At 69.9% G+C, this 17,573-nt stretch carries 14 protein-coding genes and 1 tRNA gene; 4 read left to right on the top strand and 11 right to left on the bottom strand.

Going from position 1 to position 17,573, the window contains the following annotated elements; genetic code table 11:
* Positions 1-55 precede the first annotated feature (55 nt).
* Positions 56-778 (top strand): SIMPL domain-containing protein, encoded by a 723-nt coding sequence (locus ABZ385_RS12075; protein WP_358584787.1) that lies wholly within the window; start codon positions 56-58, stop codon positions 776-778.
* A 141-nt stretch (positions 779-919) separates the two neighbouring features.
* Positions 920-2,356: a pyruvate kinase gene (gene pyk, locus ABZ385_RS12070; RefSeq protein ID WP_358584785.1), complete on the top strand. Its 1,437-nt coding sequence runs from the start codon at positions 920-922 to the stop codon at positions 2,354-2,356.
* Position 2,357: 1 nt separating this feature from the next.
* On the opposite strand, the gene ABZ385_RS12065 is transcribed toward pyk, so the two are convergent.
* The gene (locus ABZ385_RS12065; RefSeq protein ID WP_358911192.1) at positions 2,358-3,137 is read right to left on the bottom strand and encodes a helix-turn-helix domain-containing protein; all 780 of its coding nucleotides are present in this window, start codon (positions 3,135-3,137) and stop codon (positions 2,358-2,360) included.
* Positions 3,138-3,243: 106 nt separating this feature from the next.
* Positions 3,244-3,318 (bottom strand) — tRNA-Leu (locus ABZ385_RS12060).
* 101 nt (positions 3,319-3,419) lie between these two features.
* On the opposite strand from ABZ385_RS12060, the gene ABZ385_RS12055 reads away from it, so the two are divergent.
* Entirely contained in the window at positions 3,420-4,079 is a 660-nt protein-coding gene (locus ABZ385_RS12055) for a response regulator (protein ID WP_358584781.1), read from the top strand.
* 119 nt (positions 4,080-4,198) lie between these two features.
* On the opposite strand, the gene ABZ385_RS12050 is transcribed toward ABZ385_RS12055, so the two are convergent.
* The 9 genes from ABZ385_RS12050 to ABZ385_RS12010 all read right to left on the bottom strand — a co-directional run bounded on the left by ABZ385_RS12050 (position 4,199) and on the right by ABZ385_RS12010 (position 14,184).
* Complete coding sequence (locus ABZ385_RS12050; protein WP_358584779.1) at positions 4,199-4,915, bottom strand: ABC transporter ATP-binding protein; 717 nt, start codon at positions 4,913-4,915, stop codon at positions 4,199-4,201.
* A complete protein-coding gene (locus ABZ385_RS12045) occupies positions 4,915-5,736 on the bottom strand; it encodes an ABC transporter ATP-binding protein (RefSeq protein WP_358584777.1) in 822 nt (273 codons plus the stop codon). The genes ABZ385_RS12050 and ABZ385_RS12045 overlap by 1 nt, the downstream gene beginning before the upstream one ends.
* A 3-nt stretch (positions 5,737-5,739) precedes the next feature.
* Entirely contained in the window at positions 5,740-7,584 is a 1,845-nt protein-coding gene (locus tag ABZ385_RS12040) for a branched-chain amino acid ABC transporter permease (RefSeq protein ID WP_358911190.1), read from the bottom strand.
* 5 nt (positions 7,585-7,589) lie between these two features.
* Positions 7,590-8,519, bottom strand: coding sequence for a branched-chain amino acid ABC transporter permease (locus ABZ385_RS12035; RefSeq protein ID WP_358584773.1), 930 nt, complete (start codon positions 8,517-8,519; stop codon positions 7,590-7,592).
* Between the two features lie 136 nt (positions 8,520-8,655).
* The gene (locus tag ABZ385_RS12030) at positions 8,656-9,903 is read right to left on the bottom strand and encodes a branched-chain amino acid ABC transporter substrate-binding protein (protein WP_358584771.1); all 1,248 of its coding nucleotides are present in this window, start codon (positions 9,901-9,903) and stop codon (positions 8,656-8,658) included.
* A gap of 291 nt (positions 9,904-10,194) precedes the next feature.
* Positions 10,195-10,794 carry a Tat pathway signal sequence domain protein gene (locus ABZ385_RS12025; protein WP_358584769.1) on the bottom strand — a complete coding sequence of 200 codons (600 nt, stop codon included), beginning with the start codon at positions 10,792-10,794 and terminating at the stop codon, positions 10,195-10,197.
* Positions 10,785-11,225: a hypothetical protein gene (locus tag ABZ385_RS12020; RefSeq protein WP_358911189.1), complete on the bottom strand. Its 441-nt coding sequence runs from the start codon at positions 11,223-11,225 to the stop codon at positions 10,785-10,787. Before ABZ385_RS12020 ends, ABZ385_RS12025 begins: the two co-directional genes overlap by 10 nt.
* Before the next feature lie 111 nt (positions 11,226-11,336).
* Positions 11,337-11,828 (bottom strand): hotdog fold thioesterase, encoded by a 492-nt coding sequence (locus ABZ385_RS12015; protein ID WP_358584765.1) that lies wholly within the window; start codon positions 11,826-11,828, stop codon positions 11,337-11,339.
* 76 nt (positions 11,829-11,904) lie between these two features.
* Positions 11,905-14,184: an FdhF/YdeP family oxidoreductase gene (locus tag ABZ385_RS12010; protein ID WP_358911187.1), complete on the bottom strand. Its 2,280-nt coding sequence runs from the start codon at positions 14,182-14,184 to the stop codon at positions 11,905-11,907.
* A 124-nt stretch (positions 14,185-14,308) separates the two neighbouring features.
* Here ABZ385_RS12010 and polA point away from each other — a divergent pair, with 124 nt between their 5' ends.
* Entirely contained in the window at positions 14,309-17,062 is a 2,754-nt protein-coding gene (gene polA / locus ABZ385_RS12005) for a DNA polymerase I (protein WP_358911186.1), read from the top strand.
* Positions 17,063-17,573 lie beyond the last annotated feature (511 nt).

Raw genomic sequence — 17,573 nt, 5'->3', positions numbered from 1 at the left:
ACAGGTTGCGATCCGGTGACTGTCCGGTGCCCCCACCTGCTGGGAGAGTGGCCGCATGGAAACCACACCGCCCCCGCACACCCCCTACGGCACCCCCGACGCCCCCCGCGTCGCCGTCCGCGGCGAAGCCCACCTCGAAGTCGACCCCGAGATCGCCCGCATCGGCATCACCCTCACCGCCCGCGGCACCGACCGCCGCGACGCCCTGAACGACCTCACCCAACGCAACACCACCGCCCTCGACCTCATCAAGACCTACGGCGACGCCGTCGAGAAACTGGAGACCGGCGCCTTCTCCATCACCCCCGAACTCACCAGGCACGGCCGCGGCGAACGCATCCGCGCCTACCACGGCCGCGTCCACCTCACCGCCGAACTCACCGACTTCACCGCCCTCGGCGAACTCACCACCCGCCTCGCCGACCTCGACCTCACCCACGTCGAAGGCCCCTGGTGGGCCCTGCGCCCCGACTCGCCCACCCACGGCACGGCCCGCCGGCAGGCCGTCCACGAAGCCGTCCAACGCGCCCGCGAGTACGCCGAAGCGCTCGGCACCCGCCTCGCCGCCCTCATCGAACTCGCCGACATCGGCGCGGAGAACACCCCCCTCCCCGGCTACGGCGGCGCCCCCGCCGGCGCCATGCGCTCCATCGCCTACGGCGGCGCCGCCGATTTCACCCCCGAAGCCGCGCCCCTCGACCTCGAACCGCAACGCCAGCACGTCTACGCACAGGTCAACGCCCGCTTCACCATGGTCCCGCCCGAACTGGGCGCCTGAGGCACCGCCCGCCCCCGTAAACCGCTCATCGGAGCGAACGCCCGCACACTTCAACGCTTGTCAACACCCCTTCACCCAAAGGTTGTTGAGTAGTCACGCCCGACCAATTCCCTACTCGCCGGTAAGCCCTAGGCTCGAACCATGCGCCGAGCGAAAATCGTCTGCACCCTGGGTCCCGCCACCGACTCGTACGAGCAGATCAAAGCCCTGGTCCACGCCGGAATGGACGTGGCCCGCTTCAACCTCAGCCACGGCACCCACGCCGCACACGAGGAGCGCTACCAGCGCGTGCGCAAGGCCTCCGAGGAGAGCGGTCGCAGCATCGGCATCCTCGCCGACCTTCAAGGTCCGAAGATCCGCCTCGGCCGCTTCCGCGAAGGCCCTGTACTCCTTGAACGCGGTGACACCTTCACCATCACCGTCGAAGAGGACGTCCAGGGCGACCGCCAGCACTGCGGCACCACCTACGGCGGCCTCGCCCAGGACGTCACCACCGGCGAACGCATCCTCGTCGACGACGGCAAGGTCACCCTCGAGGTCACCGCCGTCGACGGCCCCCGCGTCACCACCACCGTCGTCGAAGGCGGCATGGTCTCCGACCACAAGGGCCTCAACCTCCCCGGCGTCGCCGTCTCCGTCCCCGCCCTGTCCGACAAGGACGAGGAAGACCTCCGCTGGGCCCTGCGCACCGGATGCGACGTCATCGCCCTCTCCTTCGTCCGCAGCGGACGCGACATCGAGGACGTCCACCGCATCATGGACGAAGAGGGCCGCCGCCTCCCCGTCATCGCCAAGATCGAGAAGCCGCAGGCGGTCGACAACATCGAGGACATCGTCGCCGCCTTCGACGGCATCATGGTCGCCCGCGGCGACCTCGGCGTCGAAATGCCCCTCGAACAGGTCCCGATCGTCCAAAAGCGCGCCGTCAAACTCGCCAAGCGCAACGCCAAGCCGGTCATCGTCGCCACCCAGATGCTCGACTCGATGATCGACAACTCCCGGCCCACGCGCGCCGAGGCGTCCGACGTCGCCAACGCCGTCATCGACGGCACCGACGCCGTGATGCTCTCCGGCGAGACCAGCGTCGGCAAATACCCCGTCGAGACGGTCCGCACCATGGGCCGCATCGTCGAGGCCGCGGAGGAGGACATCCTCGCCAAGGGCCTGCCGCCCCTCACCGAGCGGAACAAGCCCCGCACCCAGGGCGGCGCCGTCGCCCGCGCCGCCGCCGAGATGGGCGACTTCCTCGGCGCCAAGTTCCTCGTCGCCTTCACCCAGTCCGGCGACACCGTCCGCCGCCTCTCCCGCTACCGCTCGCCCATCCCGCTCCTCGCCTTCACCCCCGACACGGCGACGCGCTCCCAGCTGAACCTCACCTGGGGCGTGGAGACCTTCCTCGGCCCGCACGTCGACTCCACCGACGCGATGGTCGAACAGGTCGACGAGCTGCTCCTGAAGATCGGCCGCTGCGAGAAGGGCGACGTCGTCGTCATCACGGCGGGCTCCCCACCCGGCGTCTCCGGCTCCACCAACCTGGTCCGGGTCCACCGCATCGGCGAGAGCGACGACCACGAATAGCTCAGTGCTTGGGGCCGACGTGGGCGTCCATGAGGGCCACGGACGCCTTGCGGGCCACGGAGATGTTCCGTGCGTTCGCCTGCGTCCACTGGACGCCGAGTCGGTCCAGGGTGTCGGTGTAGAGCCGGACGATGTCCTGCGAGACATTGGTGAAGAAGTACCGGGGGTATTCGTACCGCTTGCGCTCACCGCCGATGAGCCGCGTCGTCCAGTTGGTGACGCGGCACCCGTCGGAGTGGATGAGCCCTCGGACGAAATCCCAGGGATAGGCGTCGACGATCTCCTGTTGCCAGGGTTCGAGGGCGATCTCGCGGTCGTGCTTCTTGCCGGGGCCGTGCTGGGGGAAGAGGCAGGGCAGATGCTTGGAGTAGACCTTGATGCTGTGGGCGCCCTTCGCGCGTACGCGGCACGTGGCATTGTGCGGAAAGACCGCCCTGAGCGCGGACTCGGTTTGGTCCTGGATGCCGGGCCAGCTGTCATCCAGAGCGATCATGAGGCTGGGAGCCTTGTGCTTGGCGTAGTGGCTGATGTGGCCGTCTCCGAGGTAGAGACCGAGCAGGTAGGAGTACGCCGCTTCGTCGAGCGGGCATCTGTCGCACCGAGGACAGAGAAGCGATGGCCGCTTCGACACCGGTTCTCCGCGCCTGACGCGATCTTCATGCTTCCAATAGCTGATGGTGCCCAGAGGGACACTCAGGCGACGGGCGACATCCGCGTTCTTGGCGCCGTCACGTAGCAGGGCGAGTGCTCGCCGGCGTACCTCTGTGCCATGGAAGTTCATACGCACACTGTCCATATGCGCGAATGCGTGCAAGCAGCAAAAAGCGGATATTCACGAGAACGAGAACATCCGCTTGTTGATAGTGACCTTGAGAACGAAGGAAAAGTGCCCCGGGTGGGACTCGAACCCACACTGTAAGGTGTTTGAGACCTTCGTCTGCTGCCAATTGGACTACCGGGGCCCAACGAATCAAAGGTTCCCCCCGACCCGCTGCCCAACCACCATACCGCAGCTAGGTAGGCTCTTGGGAGCTGTACCCCTGCCCTGATCAAGGAGCCCCCCGTGACCGCCCCCGAGTCGCCCCAGCCCGTAGACGACGTGTCCGACGACGACAAGTCGCACGTGCCTCCGCTGACGACCCGCGTCGTCATCGCCGAGGACGAGGCCCTGATCCGGCTCGACCTCAAAGAGATGCTGGAGGAAGAGGGGTACAGCGTCGTGGGCGAGGCCGGTGACGGCGAGAAGGCCGTCGAGCTGGCCCGCGAGCACCGGCCGGACCTCGTGATCCTGGACGTGAAGATGCCCGTCCTCGACGGCATCTCCGCGGCCGAGAAGATCGCCGAGGAGTCCATCGCCCCGGTGCTGATGCTGACCGCGTTCTCGCAGCGCGACCTCGTCGAGCGGGCGAGGGACGCGGGCGCGATGGCGTACCTGGTGAAGCCGTTCAGCAAGAGCGACGTCGTGCCGGCGATCGAGATGGCCGTCTCGCGCTTCGCGGAGCTGAAGACGCTGGAGAAGGAGGTCGCCGACCTCTCCCAGCGGCTGGAGACGCGGAAGCTGGTGGACCGGGCGAAGTCGATCCTCCAGACGGAGTACGGCCTGACCGAGCCCGCCGCGTTCCGCTGGATCCAGAAGACGTCGATGGACCGCAGGCTCTCGATGCAGCAGGTCGCGGAGGCGGTCATCGAGGACGCCGAGGAGAAGAAGGCGGCGAAGGGCTAGCCCGCAGCGGCGGACGCACGAGAGTGCGCACGCATGAAGGTGTGAGGAGAGGCCCGCGCCCCGGATCGGGGGTGCGGGCCTCTCCTCGTGGATCTCCCCCCACGGGGGGGAGGGCGGGGTCAGTCCTCGCCCAGGTAGGCCTTTCGTACGGACTCGTCGTGCAGGAGGTCGGCGCCTGTGCCGGACAGGACGATCTTTCCGACCTCCATGACGTGGCCCTCGTCGGCCAGAGAGAGCGCGGCCTGCGCGTTCTGCTCGACGAGGAGGATCGTCGTGCCGCCGGCCTTCAGCTCGGCGATGGTCGCCATGATCTTCTGCATCATGATCGGCGAGAGGCCCATGGAGGGCTCGTCGAGCATGAGGAGTTTCGGCTGGGACATGAGGGCGCGCCCCATGGCGAGCATTTGCTGTTCGCCGCCGGAGAGGGTGCCCGCGGCCTGCTTCCGGCGTTCCCCGAGGATGGGGAAGAGGTCGTAGGCGCGGGCGATGTCCTTTTCGATGCCCGGTTTGTCGGAGCGGAGGTAGGCGCCGAGGCGGAGATTGTTCTCGATGGTCATGCGGGGGAAAATGTGCCGGCCCTCGGGGGAGTGGGCGAGGCCCAGGGAGACGATTTGGTCCGCCCGGTATTTCCGCAGTGTTTTACCGTCGAATTTGATGGTGCCGCCGACCGGCTTGAGCAGTCCGGAGAGCGTGCGCAGCGTCGTGGTCTTTCCGGCGCCGTTGGTGCCGATGAGGGTGACGACTTTGCCGGCCTCGACGGTGAAGGAGATGCCTTTGACGGCTTCGATCTTGCCGTAGGCGACGCGGAGGTCCTCGACCTCAAGGAGTGCGGTCATCAGTTGTTCTCCTCGAAGGGTTCGCCGAGGTAGGCGGCGATGACGCGGTCGTCCTGGCGGACCGTTTCGCTGCTTCCTTCGATGAGTTTCTCGCCCTGCACGAGGACGGCTACGCGGTCGCAGAGGTTGAAGATGAAGCGCATGTCGTGCTCGATGACGAGGACGGCGATGCCCATGTCGCGGATGGCGAAGACGAGCTCTTCGGTCGCGCGGGTCTCCTGGGGGTTCATGCCGGCGGTGGGCTCGTCCAGGAGGAGCAGGCCGGGTTCGCTGGCCAGCGCCCGCGCGATCTCCAGCTTGCGCTGCTCGCCGTAGGGGAGGTTGCGCGAGAGGTGTTCGGCCTTGTCGGCGAGGCCGACGAAGTCGAGGAGTTCCATGGCGCGGGCCTTGGAGGCGGCTTCGGCCCGGTGGAAGCCGGGGCCGCGCAGGAGCGCCGACCAGAGGCCTTCCTTCGTACGGGTGTGCCGGCCGACGAGGACGTTCTCCAGGACGGTCATGTTGGCGAAGAGCCGGATGTTCTGGAAGGTGCGGGCGATGCCGGCGGCGGTGACCTTGAAGGACTTGGCGGGCAGGACCCGGCCCTGGTAGCGGACCTCGCCCTCGGTGGGGACGTAGAGGCCGGTGAGGCAGTTGAAGAAGGTGGTCTTGCCGGCGCCGTTGGGGCCGATGAGGCCGACGATCTCGCCGCTGTTGACGGTGAGGTCGACGGAGCGTACGGCGGTGAGGCCGCCGAAGCGCATGGTGACGCCGCGGGCGTCGAGGACGGTCCGGCCGGCCGGGGTGTCGGGGGCCTGGCCCTTTTCGGTGGTGTCGGTGGTCATGGCTCAGGCCCCTGTCTTGCTGAGGACTGCGGGCGGCGGCGTCTCGCCGGGCGCGAGTTCGGCTTCGTGGAACTCGAGTTGGCGGCGGCGGTTGGGGATGAGGCCTTCGGGGCGGAAGCGCATGAGGAGCACGAGGGCGAGGCCGAAGGCGAAGAGCTGGTAGTCGCCGAGGAAGGCGAGCTTGTTGGGGATGAGGTAGAGCAGTGCCGCGCCGACCAGGGGTCCGCTGATGGTGCCCATGCCGCCGAGGACGACGGCGGCGAGCAGGAAGGCGGAGTTGGGCGGCACGGTGTTGGCGAACTGGTACTGCTCGGGGGTGACGGTGTAGGTCACGTGGGCCTGGACGGTGCCGGCGAGGCCGGCGAGCGAGGCGCCGAGGGCGAAGGCGATGAGCTTGACGCGGAAGCCGTTGATGCCCATGGCGAGGGCGGCGGTCTCGTCCTCGCGGATGGCGACCCAGGCCCGTCCGATGCGGGAGTCGCCGCTGCGCCGGAAGACGAGGACGACGACGAGGGTGATGAGCAGCATCAGGAAGAAGTAGTTGGCGAAGCGGCCGATGGTGAAGCCGCCGATGCTGTGTTCCAGGCCGAGGTCGAAGCCGAGGATCTTCAGGTTCGGGATGGAGGAGATGCCGTTGGACCCGTTGGTGATGTCGGGTCCGGAGGTGCCGTCGCTGTTCATGGCGACGATGCGGAAGATCTCGCCGAAGCCGAGGGTGACGATGGCGAGGTAGTCGCCGCGCAGCCGCAGGGTGGGGGCGCCGATGAGGACGCCGAAGACGAGGGAGGCGGCGGCGCCGACGAGGATCGCTCCCCAGAAGGGGAGGTGGATGCCGAAGGGGGAGCTGGGGGCTCCGGAGACCATGGAGGCGGCGTAGGCGCCGACGCCGAGGAAGGCGACGTATCCGAGGTCGAGGAGGCCGGCGAGGCCGACGACGATGTTCAGGCCGAGGGCGACGGTGGCGAAGATGAGGATGTAGACGCCGATGGTGGCGTACTGGTCGTCGTTCTGTGTGAACGGGAAGGCGGCGGCGGCGAGGAACGCGCCGATCATGGTGACGTTGCGGTGGCGCGCGGTGTACACGGAGACCTGGGCGACGAGGCCGGCCTTGGTGAGGGCGGCGAAGCCGAGGGCGACCGAGAGGAGGAAGCCGATGAAGAGTTCGTCGTACTCGGTGCCGATGCCGTAGGTGAAGACCAGGAGGCCGGTGGCGAGGGCGGCGACGATGACCAGGATCTCGAGGTACGAGGGGAGCTTGCGCGGGGTGGGGGGCGCTTCGGCGGCGAAGGCTCCCTTGGCGATGGTCAGGCCGTTGCGCAGGCGGTGCTTGAACTGGACCCAGCCGGTGTCCTCGGGGTCGACCGGGTAGGTCTGGGGCCGTTCGAAGGGCAGGGCGAGGGCGCCGGTGAGGGCGGTGAGGGTGGCGAGGGCCACGATCCAGCCGCCGGGTTCGAGGTTGGCGAGTCCGCCGAGCTTGGTGCTGATGGCGAGGACCGTGTACCAGGCGGTGGTGAAGGCGGCGAGGGCCGCGTATTTGAGCGCGGCGTCGGCGTTGCCGGGGGTGAGGGCGCGGACGCCCCTGATCCCGTAGGAGGCGAGGCCGATGAGGGTGGTGAGGGCGCCCGTGATGAGGACGAGCCACTGGAGGCCGCCGGGGTAGCCGTAGACGGTGAGGTCGCCGGGGAAGGCGGCGGTCCACGTCCAGGCGAGGAAGGCGGAGACGACGGTGAGGGCGCCGCCGCCGGTGGCCATGGCGCGGGCGGGTCCGGCGGGCAGCGGGATGAGGCCCGTGGGGGCGTTCTCCTCGCGGGGGCGGGGGGCGCCGGCCGCTGTGGTCTGTGTGGTCATGGTGGTCACGCCCTGTCCGCGACGCGCTCGCCGAGCAGGCCCTGGGGTCTGACGAGGAGGACGACGATGAGGAGTACGAACGCCCAGACGTCGGCCCAGGACTGGCCGCCGAGCTTGTCCATTCCGGGGATGTTGTTCATGTAGGCGGTGGCGAGGGCTTCGGCGACGCCGAGGACGAGTCCGCCGATCATGGCGCCGTAGATGTTGCCGATGCCGCCGAGGACGGCGGCGGTGAAGGCCTTGAGGCCCCACAGGAAGCCCATGCGGAAGTTGACCTCGCCGTAGCGGAAGCCGTAGGCGACGGCGGCGATGCCGGCGAAGGCGGCGCCGAGGGCGAAGGCGACGACGATGACGCGGTCGGTGTTGACGCCCATGAGTTTGGCGGTGTCGGGGTCCTGGGCGGTGGCCTGCATGCCGCGGCCGACGCGGGTCTTCATGACGAACCAGCCGAGGGCGAACATGCAGATCGGTGCGGCGGCGACGAGGAAGAGGTCGCCGGGCTGGATGGTGACGCTGCCGAGGTGGATGGAGTCGCCGGGGATCTCGGGGAACGTGCGGGAGGACTTGGCGTTCGGGTACCAGGCCCAGACGGCTTGCTGGAGGGCGAGCGAGAGGCCGATGGCGGTGATGAGCGGGGCGAGCCGCGGGGCGCCGCGCAGGGGCCGGTAGGCGAAGCGTTCGGCTCCGATGGCGATGGTGGTGGAGACGATGACGGCGCCCAGGAGCATGAGGGGGATGGCCACCCACATGGTCGTGGAGCCGGGGAGCCAGAGCCAGACGGTGAGGGCGCCGAAGCCGCCGACCATGAAGATCTCGCCGTGGGCGAAGTTGATGAGCTGGACGATGCCGTAGACCATTGTGTAGCCGATGGCGATCAGGCCGTACATGGATCCCAGTAGCAGGCCATTGACCAGCTGTTGCGGCAGTTCGTGCACCGCAGGTCCTCCGAGTCTTTCGAAAGCGACGGGTACGGCACCGCTGCGACGGTCGTCGTCGCGGCGTCGGATGCGACGCCGCGCGGGGCGCTGTCGGGCAGCGCTCCGCGCGGCGGTGTCGTGCTGCGGGGGTGGGTCAGCCGGTGTAGGTGCCGGACTCGACGGGCTTCCAGCCCTTGGCCGGGTCGGCGGTGTCCTTGACCTGGTAGACCGTGAGCTGCTTGTTGGTGGCGTCGCCGTACTCGTCGAAGGCGACCTTGCCGGTCACGCCGTCGAAGGAGACGTCCTGCATGGCGTCGACGATCTTGGCGCGGGCGTCGGAGGGCAGCTTGCCGTCGTTGTCCTCGACGACCTTCTTGACGGCCTCGATGATGGCCCAGGCGCTGTCGTAGGAGTAGCCGCCGTAGGCCTCGTAGGCCTCCTTGTAGCCGGCCTTCTTGTAGTTGGCGATGAACTCCTTGGCGGAGGGCAGCTGCTCGACGGGCTGGCCGACGGAGGTGGCGTAGTCGCCCTTGCCGTCCTTGCCGGCGAGCTTGATGTAGTCGGCGCTGTAGAGGCCGTCGCCGCCGACGAGCGGGATCTTGGCCCCGGCCTTCTTCATCTGCTTGCTGAGCGGGCCGGCGGCCGGGTACTCGCCGCCGTAGTAGACGACGTCGGCGTTCGAGTTCTTGATCTTGGTGGCGACGGCGCCGAAGTCCTTGGTGTCCGGGTTGACGTGCTCGGTGCCGGCGACCTTGCCGCCGAGCTTGGTGAACTCGTCCTTGAAGGTGGCGGCGAGGCCGGCGCCGTAGGTCTTCTTGTCGTCGATGACGTAGACCCGCTTCTTCTTGGCCTTGTTGTACAGGTACTGCGCCGCGAAGGGACCCTGGATGGCGTCCGTGGTGGCGGTGCGGAAGTAGGCCTTGTACGGGCGGACCTTCTTGCCGCCGTTCCAGTCCTGGCCCTGGGTCATGGCCGGGTTGGTGTTGGCGGGGGAGACCTGGACGAGTTTGGCGTCGTCGAAGACCTTCTGCATGGACTCGCCGACGGAGGAGTTCAGCGGGCCGACGGCGCCGAGGAGCTCCTTGTTGGCGACGAACTTGGTGGCGTTCGTCTGGCCGGACGAGGGCTGGCCCTGGTCGTCCGCGGACTGCACCTTGAAGGTGATGCCATCGACGTACTTCTTGGCGTTGGCCTGCTTGGCGGCGAGCTCGACGGAGTTGCGGATGCCGAGGCCCAGCGCGGAGAGGTCACCGGTCAGCGGCGCGTCGACGCCGATGACCACGGTGGTGCCGCCGCCTCCGGCGCTCTCCTTGTCCTTGTCGTCGCGCGAGCCACAGGCGGTCAGGGTCAGAGCCCCGGCGGTGAGTGCAGCGGTGATGGCTATGAGCGAACGTTGACGCACGATCAGTCCTTTCCCCTGGCACGGCTGTCCCTTGCTGGAACGCCGAGTCGAGCGCGGAACCGAACTGACGGGAATCCGGTGGGCGCGGTGACTGGCCGTGACTCTAAGGGCGCCTTTGTGCCCAGTGGAGTGGTCGGACCCAGGCTGTGACGCTCTTGTTATGCCACGGAGTATTCCGGGCTGGAACGCAGGGGGCGGTTGAGGACGAATACGACCCTGTTCGGTGGATCTCGGCGTATCCACATGGTGAGAATCTCCAGGACAGGCGGCAGGACCGTAAAGGTGTTTGGCTCATGACGTGCGTGTTCGCGGGCATGCGGCACTCAGCGCCCCGGAAAGATCATTGGCGTATTCCGGACCCAGGATGTAACTCTGCCGCTGCTTTGCCCGCGCATTACGCAGCGTTACCTCCAGGAAAGGGAGCCTGACATTCCGTGGCACTTCTCCGCATTCGCGAATGTGCACCGTGATGATCAACTTCCGGGGTGTTCCCGTTTTCACCGTGAATGGGGTGCCGGGCGATGTGCGTACCGAAAGCGCCGCCGAGGGCTGGGCGACCCTCAGCAGGGACACCGGGGGCCCGGACCACTGGGTGACCCGGACGGCGAAGGTGAAGGCCCGCTCACCGGCCCGGGGGCGGGACATCTCGTCGGTGTACGTCACCGACACGCTCTGCGACGGCCAGGGCGGGGGCGGGGCGGGCGGCGGCTGCGGACGTGTCACGTAGAGGCCGATCCCGACCCCGGTGAGGGCCACGGCCGCGGTGGCGGCGAACGCCCGGCGGCGGTTGCGGCGCCGGCGCGGATCGGGCGGCGCCGGCTCGGGGGCGACCGTCTCGTGGTCGTAGGTGTCCTCGCCCGGCTCGACCGGGCCGATGGCGTTCACGTCCACGGCCCGCCGCTCGGCCCGCCGTCGCGGTGGCGCTCGGCACACCGCTTCCGCGCCTGCCGGTCGATCAACTTCCGTCCCGCGGCGGCGGATTGCCGTCGGCGCTCGGCGCGGGCGGCGTCCAGGACGTCGCGCAGGATCGCGTACTGCCCGTTCGACAGGCCCATCGACTGGTAGTCGCCGTAGCCCCCCGAGCCACTCGGGCCGCCCGAGCCGTCCGCGGCGTAGAGCTGCCGGGCCCACTCGGTGACGAGCGCGGTGCACAACGCGGCGGGGGAGGTGGCGCCGGGGGAGGGGCCGCCGCCGACGGAACTGGTGGTGCTCCCGGCGCTCCCCGTGCTCCCGGCGCCTTCCGCGGCGGGGCCGCCGCAGCCCGTGCCGAGGGTCAACGGGAGCGCGAGGGCGAGCGCGCTGAGCCGCATCCGGTGCCGCATGCGCCGACGCTAGACCGCGGCCCGCGCCCGCGCCAGACCGCCGCCGCGCCGACCGCGCACATCCCGACGGCGCACATCCCGACGGCCCGTGCGGGTCCGCCCGTCGGGGAATCAGCCGTCGGCGCCGGCCGGCTCCGGCGCGCCTTCGGCGGGGACGTCCCGCAGCATGCAGGTCAGCCGCGCGCTGCACACCCGCCTGCCCTGCTCGTCGCTGATCACGATCTCGTACGTGGCCGTGGAGCGGCCGCGGTGCACGGGCGTCGCCACGCCGGTGACCAGACCGGAGCGGGCACCGCGGTGGTGCGTGCAGTTCAGGTCGACGCCGACGGCGAGCTTCTTGCTGCCGCCGTGCAGCATCGCGCCGACCGAGCCGAGGGTCTCGGCGAGGACCGCGGAGGCGCCGCCGTGCAGCAGGCCGTACGGCTGGGTGTTGCCCTCGACCGGCATGGTGGCGACGACTCGCTCCGCCGAGGCCTCCAGGATCTGGACCCCCATGCGGGTGCCGAGGTGGCCCGCCGAGAACAGGGAGGGCAGGTCGACACCGAGCGAGGCGTACTCGTCGATGACCTCCTGCGGGAACTTCACGCTGTGCTGCTCACCCATGGGGCCCGGCTCCGTTCGTTCGTCGACACCCGGTGTCGCTCGACTGCTGTTGCTCGACCTGTCGCTGAGCGAACGCTCAGTCGAGCGCCGATTGTTCCAGGCGTACGACGACGGACTTGCTGGCAGGGGTGTTGCTGGTGTCGGCGGTGGCGTCCAGCGGCACCAGCACGTTGGTCTCGGGGTAGTAGGCGGCGGCGCACCCGCGGGCCGTCGGGTAGTGCACGACGCGGAAGCCGGGGGCGCGGCGCTCCACGCCGTCCTGCCACTCGCCGACCAGGTCGGCGTACGTCCCGTCGGCGAAGCCCAGCCTCCCGGCGTCCTCGGGGTTGACCAGGACGACGCGGCGGCCGTTCTTGATGCCGCGGTAGCGGTCGTCCAGGCCGTAGATGGTGGTGTTGTACTGGTCGTGGGAGCGCAGGGTCTGCAGCAGCAGCCGCCCCTCGGGCAGGGCCGGGTACTCGACGGGCGCGGCCGTGAAGTTGGCCTTGCCGGTGGCGGTGGGGAAGCGGCGCTCGTCGCGCGGGGCGTGCGGCAGGGCGAAGCCGCCGGGGTGCGCCACGCGCGCGTTGAAGTCCTCGAAGCCGGGGATGACGCGGGCGATGCGGTCGCGGACGGAGGCGTAGTCCCTCTCGAACTCCTCCCAGGGGGTGCGCGAGCCGGGGCCGAGGACGCGGCGCGCGAGGCGGCACACGATGGCGGGCTCGGACAGCAGCTGCTCGCTCGCGGGCTCCAGGCGGCCCCGGGAGGCGTGCACCATGCCCATGGAGTCCTCGACGGTGACGAACTGCTCGCCGCCGGCCCGCACATCGCGCTCGGTGCGCCCGAGGGTGGGCAGGATCAGGGCGCGCGCGCCGGTGACGGCGTGCGAGCGGTTCAGCTTGGTGGAGACGTGCACGGTCAGGCGCGCCTTGCGCATGGCCGCCTCGGTGACCTCGGTGTCGGGGGAGGCCGACACGAAGTTGCCGCCCATGGCGAAGAACACCTTCGCCTCGCCGTCGCGCAGGGCGCGGATGGCGCGCACGACGTCCAGGCCGTGCCGGCGGGGCGGCGCGAAGCCGAACTCCTTCTCCAGGGCGTCGAGGAAGGCGGGCGCGGGCCGCTCGAAGATGCCCATCGTGCGGTCGCCCTGCACGTTCGAGTGGCCGCGCACGGGGCAGACGCCGGCGCCGGGGCGGCCGATGTTGCCGCGCAGCAGAAGGAAGTTGACGACTTCGCGGATGGTCGGCACGGAGTGCTTGTGCTGGGTCAGGCCCATCGCCCAGCACACGACGGTGCGCTTCGAGGCGAGGACCATGGCGAGGGCCTCCTCGATGCGGGCCCGGTCCAGGCCGGTGGCCCGGAGGGTGTCGTCCCAGTCGGCGTCGCGAGCGGCGGCGGCGAACTCCTCGTACCCGTGGGTGTGTTCGCGTACGAACGTCTCGTCGACCGCGCCCTCGGTCTGGAGGATCAGCTTGTTGAGGAGGCGGAAGAGGGCCTGGTCGCCGCCGAGGCGGATCTGCAGGAAGAGGTCGGTGAGGGCGGTGCCCTTGAGCATGCCCTGGGGGGTCTGCGGGTTCTTGAAGCGCTCCATGCCCGCTTCGGGCAGCGGATTGACCGTGATGATCCTCGCGCCGTTGTTCTTGGCCTTCTCCAGGGCGGAGAGCATGCGCGGGTGGTTCGTGCCGGGGTTCTGCCCGGCGACGATGATCAGGTCCGACTGGTACAGGTCCTCCAGGAGGACGCTGCCCTTGCCGACGCCGATCGTCTCGGTCAGCGCGGAGCCGGACGACTCATGGCACATGTTCGAACAGTCGGGGAGGTTGTTCGTGCCCAGCTCGCGGGCGAAGAGCTGGTAGAGGAACGCCGCTTCGTTGCTGGTGCGGCCCGAGGTGTAGAACACGGACTCGTCGGGGCTCTCCAGGGCCGCCAGCTCCTCGGCGACGATGTCGAAGGCCCGCTCCCAGCTGACCGGCTCGTAGCGCTCGGCGCCCTCCGCCAGATACATGGGGTGGGTGAGGCGGCCCTGCTGCCCCAGCCAGTAACCACTGCGGGTGGCGAGGTCGGCGACGGGGTGCGCGGCGAAGAAGTCGGGCGTCACGCGGCGCAGCGTGGCCTCCTCGGCGACCGCCTTCGCGCCGTTCTCGCAGAACTCCGCCTTGTGGCGGTGCTCCGGCTCCGGCCAGGCACAGCCGGGGCAGTCGAAGCCGTCCTTCTGATTGACCCGCAGCAGGGTCAGCGCGGTGCGGCGCACCCCCATCTGCTGCTGTGCCATCCGCAGCGTGTGACCGATGGCGGGCAGCCCCGCCGCCGCGTGCCGGGCCTCGGCGACCTGCGGCGCGTCCTGGACCGGATCGCCCTTGGGCGGCTTGCTTGCCATGGTCGGCTCCCCTTCGAGCACGTACGTGAGCTACGTCATCGATCCTCCCACGCGCCGGTGACAATGCCCGGCCGTGGGCCGGGACGGGGCGGGACTGTCGGTGCGGCGTGGCAGGATCGGGGACGTGGCAGAAACAGCATCGAAGAAGAAGTCCGAGTCCGCGGCGACCCAGGCCGGCGGGGCGGGAGGCGAGCAGCGCCCGCGCCTGCTCCTCATGGACGGGCACTCCCTGGCCTACCGGGCGTTCTTCGCGCTGCCCGCGGAGAATTTCACGACCGCGACGGGCCAGCCGACGAACGCGATCTACGGCTTCGCCTCGATGCTGGCGAACACCCTGCGTGACGAGGCGCCCACGCACTTCGCGGTGGCGTTCGACGTCTCCCGCAAGACGTGGCGCTCCCAGGAGTTCCCGGACTACAAGGCGAACCGCTCCAAGACCCCGGACGAGTTCAAGGGCCAGGTCGAGCTGATCGGCGAGCTGCTCGACGCGATGCACGCGGTGCGCTTCGCCGTCGACGGCTTCGAGGCGGACGACGTCATCGCCACGCTCGCCACACAGGCGGAGGCGGCCGGCTTCGACGTGCTGATCGTCACGGGTGACCGCGACTCCTTCCAGCTGATCACCGACCACGTGACGGTGCTCTATCCGACGAAGGGCGTCTCGGAGCTGACGCGTTTCACGCCGGAGAAGGTCACGGAGAAGTACGGCCTCACCCCCGCCCAGTACCCCGACTTCGCGGCGTTGCGCGGCGACCCGTCGGACAACCTCCCGGGCATCCCCGGCGTCGGCGAGAAGACCGCCGCGAAGTGGATCAACCAGTTCGGTTCGTTCGCCGACCTGGTCGAGCGCGCCGACGAGGTCAAGGGCAAGGCCGGGCAGAACTTCCGCGATCACCTGGAGTCGGTCAAGCTCAACCGCCGCCTCACGGAGATGGTCCGCGACGTCGAGCTGCCCAAGACGGTCGCCGACCTGGCGCGCGCTCCCTACGACCGCACGGCGCTCGCCATGGTCCTGGACACCCTGGAGATCCGTAACCCCTCGCTGCGCGAGCGGCTCCTCGCCGTCGACCCGGGAGCCGAGGAGGCCGAGCAGGCCCCGGCGGCGCCCGGTGTCGAGCTGGACGGCGCGGTGCTCGGCGCGGGCGAGCTGGCCCCCTGGCTCGCCGAGCACGGCAAGGCGGTCCTCGGCATGGCCACGGTCGACACCTGGCGGCTCGGTTCGGGCACCGTCACCGAGGTCGCGCTCGCCGCGGCCGGCGGAGCGGCCGCCTGGTTCGACCCGACCACCCTGGACGAGGCCGACGAGAACGCGTTCGCGGCGTGGATCGCCGACGCCGACAAGCCGAAGGTCCTGCACAACGCCAAGTCCGTGATGCGGGTCTTCCCCGAGCACGGCTGGAGCGTGGCCGGCGTCACCATGGACACCGCCCTGGCCGCGTACCTGGTCAAGCCGGGCCGCCGCTCCTTCGCCCTGGACGCGCTCTCCCTGGAGTACCTGGGCCGCGAGCTGGCGCCCGCCTCCGCCGGGGACGGCCAGCTCGCCTTCGGCACGGAGGAGGACGACCGGGCCGAGGCCGACCACCTGATGTCGCAGGCCCGCACCGTCCTCGACCTGGGCGCCGCCTTCGGCGAGAAGCTCCAGGAGGTCGGCGCGAGCGACCTGTTGACGGACGTCGAACTGCCGACGTCCACGCTCCTGGCCCGCCTGGAGCGGCACGGCATCGCGGCCGACCGCGCCCATCTGGAGGCGATGGAGCAGCAGTTCGCGGGCGCCGTGCAGCAGGCCGTGAAGGCGGCGCACGCGGCGGCGGGCCACGAGTTCAACCTCGGCTCACCCAAGCAGCTCCAGGAAGTCCTCTTCGGCGAGCTGAACCTCCCCAAGACGAAGAAGACCAAGACCGGCTACACCACGGACGCCGACGCGCTGGCCTGGCTCGCCGCCCAGACGGAGAACGAACTGCCCGTCATCATGCTCCGCCACCGCGAGCAGGCGAAGCTGCGCGTCACCGTCGAGGGCCTGATCAAGTCGATCGCCGCGGACGGCCGCATCCACACCACGTTCAACCAGACGGTGGCCGCCACGGGCCGGCTCTCCTCGACCGACCCCAACCTCCAGAACATCCCGGTCCGCACCGACGAGGGCCGGGCGATCCGCCGCGGGTTCGTCGTCGGCGAGGGCTTCGAGTCGCTGATGACGGCGGACTACAGCCAGATCGAGCTGCGCGTGATGGCGCACCTCTCCGAGGACGAGGGCCTCCTGGAGGCGTTCACCTCCGGCGAGGACCTGCACACCACCGTCGCCTCGCAGGTCTTCTCCGTGGCGCGCGACGCCGTGGACGCGGAGATGCGGCGCAAGATCAAGGCGATGTCGTACGGCCTGGCCTACGGCCTGTCCGCGTTCGGCCTCTCCCAGCAGCTGAACATCGACGCGGGCGAGGCGCGGGCCCTGATGGACACGTACTTCGAGCGGTTCGGCGGGGTGCGGGACTATCTGCGCCGCGCGGTCGACGAGGCGCGTGCCACGGGGTACACGGAGACGATGCTGGGCCGCCGGCGTTACCTCCCCGACCTCAACAGCGACAACCGCCAGCGCCGCGAGATGGCCGAGCGGATGGCGCTGAACGCCCCGATCCAGGGCACGGCCGCCGACATCGTCAAGATCGCCATGCTGAACGTGCACCGCGCGCTGACCGAGGCGGGGCTCGACTCCCGGATGCTGCTCCAGGTGCACGACGAAATCGTCCTGGAGATCGCTCCGGGGGAGCGGGCGAAGGTGGAGGAGCTGGTCCGCCGGGAGATGGCCGGCGCGGTGGCCTTGCGGGCCCCGCTGGACGTCTCGGTAGGCGTGGGCCCGAACTGGGAATCCGCCGCGCACTAGCCCTCCCGGGCCGGGGATCGGTGTTCGTGCGGCTGGGTGGGGGCTAGCCGCGCAGTTCCCCGCGCCCCTTGGGGGGTGTCGGTTCGGGTCTCGGGTCTCGTGCGGGTCGGACGTGGCTGGTCGCGCAGTTCCTCGCGCCCCCGGGGGGCTGGGGGATTTCGCTTCGTGCGGCTGGGTGGGGGCTGGGCGCGCAGTTCCTCGCGCCCCTGACCCGGGGTCGGGGGCGCGCCCTGAAGGGGCGCGGGGAACGGCGCGAGCAACCACGTCGCACCCGCGGAGACATCCGGAACGAGGGCCGCCGCACGGCAAGCGCCCTGAGCGAAGCCGCCCGTCGCACGGCAGACCCCCTGAAGGGGCGCGGGGAACTGCGCGAGCAACCACGTCGCACCCGCGGAGACATCCGGAACGAGGGCCGCCGCACGGCAAGCGCCCTGAGCGAAGCCGCCCGCCGCACGGCAGACCCCCTGAAGGGGCGCGGGGAACGGCGCGAGCAACCACGACGCACCCGCAC

Origin of the sequence: Streptomyces sp. NPDC005898 (assembly GCF_040629635.1) — a bacterium.
GTDB lineage: Bacteria > Actinomycetota > Actinomycetes > Streptomycetales > Streptomycetaceae > Streptomyces.
This window is presented reverse-complemented; position numbering and strand designations above follow the sequence as displayed.